The sequence below is a fragment of the Enteractinococcus helveticum genome (assembly GCF_020742345.1).
Lineage (GTDB): Bacteria > Actinomycetota > Actinomycetes > Actinomycetales > Micrococcaceae > Yaniella > Yaniella helvetica_A.
This window is the reverse complement of sequence record NZ_DYXC01000088.1, coordinates 1-7621: the sequence shown is the minus strand read 5'-3', so window position 1 is coordinate 7621 and position 7621 is coordinate 1. Positions and strand designations below refer to the sequence as shown.

The 7621-nt window shown below is 57.3% G+C and carries 7 protein-coding genes and 1 other annotated feature; of the genes, 3 read left to right on the top strand and 4 right to left on the bottom strand.

All coding sequences use genetic code 11. From position 1 onward, the window contains the following. Positions 1 to 184: 184 nt before the first annotated feature. A complete protein-coding gene (locus tag K8V32_RS08335; protein WP_303905730.1) occupies positions 185 to 505 on the bottom strand; it encodes a transcriptional regulator in 321 nt (106 codons plus the stop codon). Further along, positions 495 to 962: a hypothetical protein gene (locus K8V32_RS08330; protein ID WP_303905727.1), complete on the bottom strand. Its 468-nt coding sequence runs from the start codon at positions 960 to 962 to the stop codon at positions 495 to 497. The genes K8V32_RS08335 and K8V32_RS08330 overlap by 11 nt, the downstream gene beginning before the upstream one ends. Positions 963 to 1234: 272 nt before the next feature. Between K8V32_RS08330 and K8V32_RS08325 the strand changes: the two genes are divergently transcribed. The 3 genes from K8V32_RS08325 (at position 1235) to K8V32_RS08315 (ending at position 4547) form a co-directional block, all read left to right on the top strand. Then, a protein-coding gene (locus tag K8V32_RS08325) for an IS3 family transposase (RefSeq protein WP_303905724.1) occupies positions 1235 to 2463 on the top strand; the annotation gives its coding sequence in 2 pieces (ribosomal slippage) (positions 1235 to 1514 and positions 1514 to 2463; 1230 coding nt in all). After that, positions 1513 to 1636 (top strand) — a sequence feature (AL1L pseudoknot). It overlaps the preceding gene by 124 nt. 75 nt (positions 2464 to 2538) lie before the next feature. Next, the gene (locus K8V32_RS08320) at positions 2539 to 2694 is read left to right on the top strand and encodes a hypothetical protein (protein ID WP_303905721.1); all 156 of its coding nucleotides are present in this window, start codon (positions 2539 to 2541) and stop codon (positions 2692 to 2694) included. Positions 2695 to 2831: 137 nt separating this feature from the next. Further along, positions 2832 to 4547: an ABC-F family ATP-binding cassette domain-containing protein gene (locus K8V32_RS08315; protein ID WP_303905718.1), complete on the top strand. Its 1716-nt coding sequence runs from the start codon at positions 2832 to 2834 to the stop codon at positions 4545 to 4547. Positions 4548 to 4893: 346 nt separating this feature from the next. On the opposite strand, the gene K8V32_RS08310 is transcribed toward K8V32_RS08315, so the two are convergent. Then, positions 4894 to 5964, bottom strand: a complete 1071-nt coding sequence (locus tag K8V32_RS08310) for an IS110 family RNA-guided transposase (protein WP_303905715.1) — start codon at positions 5962 to 5964, stop codon at positions 4894 to 4896. A gap of 116 nt (positions 5965 to 6080) precedes the next feature. Further along, on the bottom strand, positions 6081 to 7127 hold the full coding sequence (locus K8V32_RS08305) for an IS110 family RNA-guided transposase (RefSeq protein ID WP_303905712.1): 1047 nt from the start codon (positions 7125 to 7127) through the stop codon (positions 6081 to 6083). Positions 7128 to 7621 lie beyond the last annotated feature (494 nt).

The window sequence follows — 7621 nt, the reverse complement described above, 5'->3', positions numbered from 1 at the left end:
AGGTCCGGAGGCGTCAGAATCGAGCTCGCATTCAACCGCTGGTTGGCGCGTTTCCCAAATGTGGCGCCTTGATTAGCAGAGTTCATCGTCCCGAGTATGCGAGTATGCATGACATGTAAAACGGGTATACCGCGTTACCCGCTCAGGGCATCGACAAAGAGATAGCGATACGTAATCAAGCAGGTTAGCTGTCGCTCGGGATTGCCGCAGTGGCAAGCTCTTGCAGGGCGGCAAGATGTCCGTCGAAAGCCTGACGTCCCAGGCTGGTGAGCGACACATGGGTCCGGCGGCGGAAGTCGCCTCTTTCCGGTGCCGGTTGTTTCGTTGTGGTGAGATATCCAAGGTCGGCAAGCTTTCGAACGGTTTTAGAAAGGTTCGCTTCGCTGATGCCCAAGGCTGAGGTTAAAGTAGAAAATTCTGCGAAGTCGACGGGCCGCAGGAGCGCACACAGGCGTAGCCGGGTGGGTGCATGGATCGATTCGTCGAAACGTGGCTCAGATCCCACGTTTTAGCTCCCGACCATAGACGCGGTCGTAGAACAAGCCGCCGGGGAACATGGTGAGAAAACCGATGGCGGTCGTGGCTACTGCCCAGGCCGACTGACCGACAGTGACCAGCACAGCCGTTAGGGCGAGCATGGCAAGCACAAGGACTCCCATGCCAATGAGCAGCATGAGGGTGCGCGGGCCTGGAACCCGATTGGTGGACAGCCCAGTCTGCTTGGTGAACCCGTACTCGATGAATACCAGAGCGGCGCATGCGCCAGCGATGAGTAGCGCTGTCCACACAGGATTCCCCACAGCCGGGGAGCCAACGATGACGGCGGTGATGATGGCAAGCACCGGATAGTACCAGGCTGGAGCTGTGGTCCGGCGAGCAAGGTGTTGTCGATCGGTCAAGATTTCGTCGAGAGCAGCTTGGGCCCCTGCCGGAGTCTGCCCGTGACCTGAATTACTTTCCATGTGGTCAAGTGTTTCACTTAACTACAAGGAAAGCAACTGTGTGACTGTTAACTTCGTTTGGCGGTTTTTCGCAGTTTCGGCTGGCGGTATTGTTGATTTGTCAGACAGAAAGCACTCACCAGTCAGACAGTTTAAATGCCGCTAATTAGGATCTGTTGAAGAGTCGTTAATGTGCGACAACACCGTGCCCCGTATATCCTCCAGTAGCTCATTGTGAGTAAGTTCTGAACCGTCCTGGGTTTTGTTTCGTCCTAAAATGAGAGGATAGAAGCATGCCAAGTAAGTACCCTCAGTCGTTTAAAGACCGTGCCACGCGCATGGTGTTTGATCGGCTCGAAGATGACGATGCACCCAGCCAGTATGTGGTGATTCGTGAGACCGCGCCCAAGCTCAGTATCGCCACTGAGACATTGCGCCGGTGGGTGGAACAAGCCGAGGTGGATACCGGCAAGAAGCCGGGCGTGCCCACGGATGACCAAGAAGAAATCCGCAAGCTCAAGCGGGAGAACGCGGAGCTGCGCCGGGCCAATGAAATCCTCAAGACCGCCTCGGCTTTTTTCGCAGCGGAGCTCGACCGCCCCACGACGAGATGATCGCTTATATCGATATGTTTCGGGATCGTTTCGGAGTCGAGTCCATCTGTCGTGTGTTAGGTGCGACAGACCGTGGGTTCATCACCTCCAGAGGATATCGGGCCACCAAAACCCGATCTGCCAGTGCTCGTTCGCGACGGGATGCGGCGTTGATTCCGGTGGTCAAAGAGCTGCACCAGGCCAATTATGGGGTCTATGGGGTGCGCAAGATGTGGCATGCCATGGCCCGTGCCGGTGGGGACGTTGGCCGCGACCAAGTCGCCCGGCTCATGCGTCTTGCCGGAGTCAGCGGTGTCGTGCGTGGCCGCAAACCATCCACCACGATCCCAGCGAAGGTGCCAGATCACCGACCGGATCTAGTCAACCGGAACTTCCGGGTGCATGCACCGAATCAGCTATGGGTGGCGGATATTACCTATGTTCGGACCACCAACGGGTTTTGTTATACCGCGTTTGTCACAGATGCATTCAGCCGCAAGATCGTGGGCTGGTCGACCCGGACCACCATGCGCACCGACGCTTTACCGTTGGAAGCGCTGGAACACGCGTTGCTCAGTGCTAAAGACCAAGCCCTGGATGGATTAGTCCATCACTCGGATCGAGGGTCGCAATACGTTAGCATCCGCTACACCGAGCACCTGGCCAACGCCGGGCTGACAGCTTCCGTGGGGACTGCCGGCGATGCCTATGACAATGCGCTAGCTGAGACGGTCAATGGGTTGTATAAGACCGAGTTGATTTATGCTCGACCCGCCTGGCCGTCAGCTACTGAGGTCGAATTCGAAACGATGAACTGGGTCCACTGGTGGAACACCGCTCGAGTCCATGAAGCCCTGGACTACCAGACCCCGGCCGAAATCGAAGCCAACTATCATATGACCCAGGCTCACGTCCTGAGCCCCGTATAGAAAGCGGAACAGAACCCAGGGCGCTTCAAAAGCATTGTGATCGGCTGCTTTGCGGTTGGGTATGGTGTGTTGGGTTTGTTCCTCGGCAATATCCTGGCAGCCCTGAGTCCGGGTGAGGCTGCCACGGTAGAAGCGAGTATGGGTTACGGTCTGTTATCTTTTGTCTTGGTCGGCATTGTGGCCGCAGTTTTGTATACCTGGCTGCTGCCCAAAGCTCAACCCGTTCGCTGACGTGAGTGTCATCCTGGGCTGACTGGCCTTTTCTAGCGTCCTTGGGCTATTGTGGGGTGTATGAAACTGTGATCCTTGTTCCTCCTCGCGTCTGAGGCGTGTGCCCGGCGAGGCTCGAAACGTTCAAGGATCTTTTTGTGTCGCATTCACGTACTCTCTTTTCCCATCTGCGCGTTGACGGCTTGTCGAAGTCGTTTGCGGATCGCCGGGTGTTTACCGATATTTCGTTTGCTGTCGCCTCCGATGATTGTGTCGGGGTGATCGGCGAAAACGGTGCCGGTAAATCTACCTTGCTTCGCATTCTTGCCGGACACGTACCTGCTGATGCCGGACGTGTCGAGTTTTTCCACCGTGACACCGCGCAACCAGCTGTCGGACTGTTGACCCAGCAACCTACCTTCGCGGCGTCCGAAACACTGAGTGACGTGCTGGAAACCGCTGTCGCTCCCATCCGTGCTGCGATCCGTGACGTCGACGACGCAGCCCAAGCTCTTGCTGAGCACCCTCACCAGGAGGCTGCCGTGGTGCGGTATACCGAAGCGTTAGACCGTGCTGAACGCTTCGCTGCTTGGGAAGTGGACGCCCACGTCAGTCGGATGGTCGCCGGGCTTGGCCTAGCCGATGTGGCTGCCTCAACCCCTGTGGGACAGCTGTCCGGAGGGCAGGCTGCACGCTTAGCGCTGGCCAGTGTGTTATTGAGCGCTCCGGACGTGTTGTTGCTGGATGAACCCACTAACCATCTCGATGATCACGGCGTGGAGTTCCTCAGCGGCCTGGTGTCCACGTGGCGTGGGCCGGTGCTGATTGCTAGTCACGACCGGGCCTTTCTTGATCGCACAGTTCGGTCGCTGATTGATTTAGATCCTGCCCCGCAACCGCACCGACTCCATGATGCACAGGAACAGTTGGTTACCAGGGGGATCACCCGGTTTACGGGCACCTATTCCGACTACGTGCAGTATCGTCGTGATGCTCGACGGCGCTGGCAAGACCAATATGACCAAGAACAAGCCCAGCTCCGACGGCTCAGAGCCGCCGTGGATGACAACCAAGTCGTGGGCCACACCGATTGGAAACCCCGCACCGAAATCCGCATGGCCCAAAAATACTATGCCGATCGCAACGCCAAGGTCGTTGCACGCCGCGTCAATGATGCCCGTGCCCGGTTACAAGAGCTAGAACAGCGCCAGATTGTGAAACCACCCCGTCAACTGTCCTTCCAAGGGCTTGACGCTGCACACACCACCGGGGCACGCTATGCCCCTGATGAGGAACTTATCCGGGCCACGCACGTGACAAGCACCCACCGGCTTGCTGCGACCTCCGTGACCATTACGGCCACCGACCGGCTGCTGATCACCGGTCCCAATGGGGTCGGTAAATCCTCGCTGCTGGCCATACTGGCTGGCCACCTCACCCCGGATCACGGCACCCTCATGCGCAGATCCGGGCTGAGCATCGGCCTGCTGACACAGGAAAGCGACTTCTCAGCATTTGCTGGCCAGAGTGCCCACACGGTCTATGAGCAATCCGTTGGATTAGCCGTTGCGGAGGCCACCCCCTTGGCAACGTTTGGGCTTATGCATCCACGCGACCACACTCGGCCTGTCGATAGTCTCAGCGTGGGGCAACAACGCCGCCTGGCCCTGGCCATCATCCTGGCCAACCCACCCGAGGTCCTGATGCTGGATGAACCAACGAACCACTTCTCACTTCCGCTGGTCACCCAACTGGAAGCCTCCATAGCACACTACCCCGGTGCCGTAATTGTCGTGTCGCATGACCGATGGCTCCGCAACCACTGGACCGGCAGAACCCAACACCTCTCGACCCCGGCAGCATCGAATAGCTAGCGTCGAGCGGAAGGTCTTTGTCGCTGCATGTTCTGGTGTGCTTAGTCGAAGACTGACGGCCAGTAGTACGGCATGATCTCGCCGACACGAACCCATTTGACCTGTGTCGCATCGTCGGGTTCTGGGACGCCCACGAGTGGGTCTGGCCCATGCATGATGAGGCGCTCTCTGCAAATACCACAGGGACTCAGCACAAGGAAACGATTGTCTTCAGTGCGGTGTAGACACAGGGAAGCCAGAATGGGCTGGTTAAGCCGAACCGCGGCAAGATACGGCTCGGTCTCGTGGCAAACTGTCGTGCTGGGATTCGGAAAGTCAGGGCTCGTGCCTGACTCTTCTATAGTTGTCAATAAGTCTGCAGTGCTTTGTTTTGAGCGTTGAGGACCCGGAAGACTCGGCGGGCGAGATAGCGTTTGAGGCAACGTCTGATGTCTCGGTCAGTTTTGTGTTCTGCTCGGCGCTTTTCCACGTAGGCGCGGGTCTCATCGTCGTGGGTCATTTTGCTGATTGCTACCATGTGTAGCGCGCTGTTTAGTGCTCGGTCACCGCCTCGGTTGAGTCGGTATCTGATGGTGTTGCCAGATGATGCTGGGATGGGGTTGACCCCGGCCAGCGAGGCGAATTCTGCTTCCGTCCGTACCCGGCCTTGGTGTGACCAAGCGGTAAGACATGTGGCGGCACTGACGGGCCCAAAACCCTTTTCTCGAAGCAGTGGTGCAGCCTGGCTGGCTTGAAGTAATTCAGTCAAATGCTTTTCGTTGTCGAGGACTTGGCTATCAAGGATGATGATGTGTTTTGCCAAGCGGATTGCTTCACCACGGGCAACGGACAATGCCAGTTCTTCCTTGCGGCTCCGCCATGTGGAGACCTCAACAATTTGGGTTTTGGTCAGCGCTTTGCGAGCATCCACGCCCAGATCGTTTGTGCGCAGCAAGGCGGTCAGGGCATTTACGGTCCTGGTGCGGTCTGTGGTCAGCGAATCACGTGCGGTAATCAAGATACGGATGGCTTGGCGCACCCCACCGTTGAGCCGTGGTCGACGCAGCTTGCCCACCGGCAAAGGCAAGGCTGCAGCTGCAATGCGGTGGGCATCTAGGGTGTCGGACTTCCCAACACCGTAATGCTGTTTAGTGTCCATGCGTGGCGCTTCGGCCACCGGATACCCGTGGGTGGCCACGGTGCCCGCCAAGATCGCCCCATAAGATGCTGCACCCTCGATTACCCACAAGGTATCGACGTCAGCTCCGGTGTGTCGCGCGACCCAGGCGATGGCTCGGTTGATGCCAGCCGTGGTGGTGGGAAAATCCTGGGCGCCAACGAAGGCGCCGGTGCTGGCAATGAGGATCGTGTAGACGTGTTTACGGGCGTGGGTATCAACCCCTACAACAAACGGGTGTGCATGAGCGACAATGGACATAGTGGTCGGTCCCTTTCCAACGTGATGGACATGGATAATTGACCGTGAAGCGGCCGGTACCAGTCCGGGATTGGAAATCACATCGGAACAATACTGTGAACCTTCTATCGTTTTTGTCAATGCATCAGGACTTGTAATTGGCGGAAGATACTTCGAGCGAGGTACCGTTTTAGTGCTCTTTTGATTTCTCGGTAGCTGAGTCCTTGGGCCGTGCGCTTTTCGACGTATTGCTTTGTTATCTCATCGAATCGCATGCGCGTTTTTGCGATGACGTCAAGGGCTTTGTTCAGGAGTCGATCGCCGTGCCGATTGAGTCTGTGTCGGATGGTGTTGCCGGAGGATGCTTGTAAAGGGGCCACGCCTGCCAACGCGGCGAAGGCGGCTTCGGAATGCACCCGGCCAGGGTGTGAATAGGCGATAAGGATCCAGGCGACTGTGACCGCGCCGAAGCCAAATTGGTGTTGCATCGTAGGGGCAAGTTGTTCGTTGAGTTGTGCTAATTGTTGCTTGTTGTCGTGTAATGCCTGGTCAGCATCCATGATCGCGGTGGCTAACAAGACGGCTTCAGCACGAGCATAACGTTGTTGAATGGTGTCTGTAGAGCGCACGCACCAATTGCGGATCTCTTTGAGCTGGCGATCGGTGAGTGCCCTGCGGGCATCTATTCCAAGATCAATTTGCCGGAGCAATGCGTTGAGTGCATTGCGGTTGCGCGTGCGCTGTGCGTCGATCCGCTCACGAGAAGCAACCAGGACACTGAGCGCTGCCCGTAGGCCATCGCTGCGAGGTTGTAATAGTGCACTGACCTCGTGCGGCAGCACGGTCATGGCCGCTGTAGTTGCATCAATGTCGTCGGACTTACCCACGCCAGCGCGTTGTCTTTTTCGCGGCGGCTTCACTTCCACCACGGTGATGTTCTGGACTGTGAGCGCATGGGTGATCGTCGCGCCGTAGGACCGGGTGCCTTCGACTGCCGCCAAGATGGCTCCGCTGGTATTGCGCTGTATCCAGGCAATGGCGCGATGGATGCCGGCCGCGGACACGGGAAACGTCTGACAACCGTCTCGGGCGCCGGTTCGGGTGTTCACGATGGCGTAGGTGTGGGTTCGAGCATGCGTATCGATACCCACCACGTAATCATAATATTCTGCCACAAGAGTCATAACTGCCTCATCTTCTTCCAGCTTGGTGACCGTTGGTTATGGCACTGATCCGAGAAGAGTTCTTGGCAGGCGAATCTCTAATGAGCCACGCTTTTGAGCAAAGCGGACAACCTTCTATCAGGCCATGTCAAGAGGCTGGATGAGTACCACCCACCATGATGGACAGTTCACAGTGAGGTCATCCAGAGGCGTCTAGAGACAGATGAGTCAAGAGTCACATCATGGGGGTGGTATCTATCTTGCCAGCAGGTCTCGGACCCGCCAATACCATTAGAGACGAGTCACACCGCGGCGATGCGGTGGACAATCTTCTAATGAAGTTACCGAGGTGGACCGGATAGGCACCGGCCGCCCACCTGATGAGTGGACATGTCAGATATAAGGCATCCATGTGGAGCCAGTCAGGATTCGAGTCACACCATCCGGCGGAACGGCCTGTACCTATCTTTGCAGCCGGTCCCAGACCAGCTACTTCCAAGTCTCACAGTCAGGAT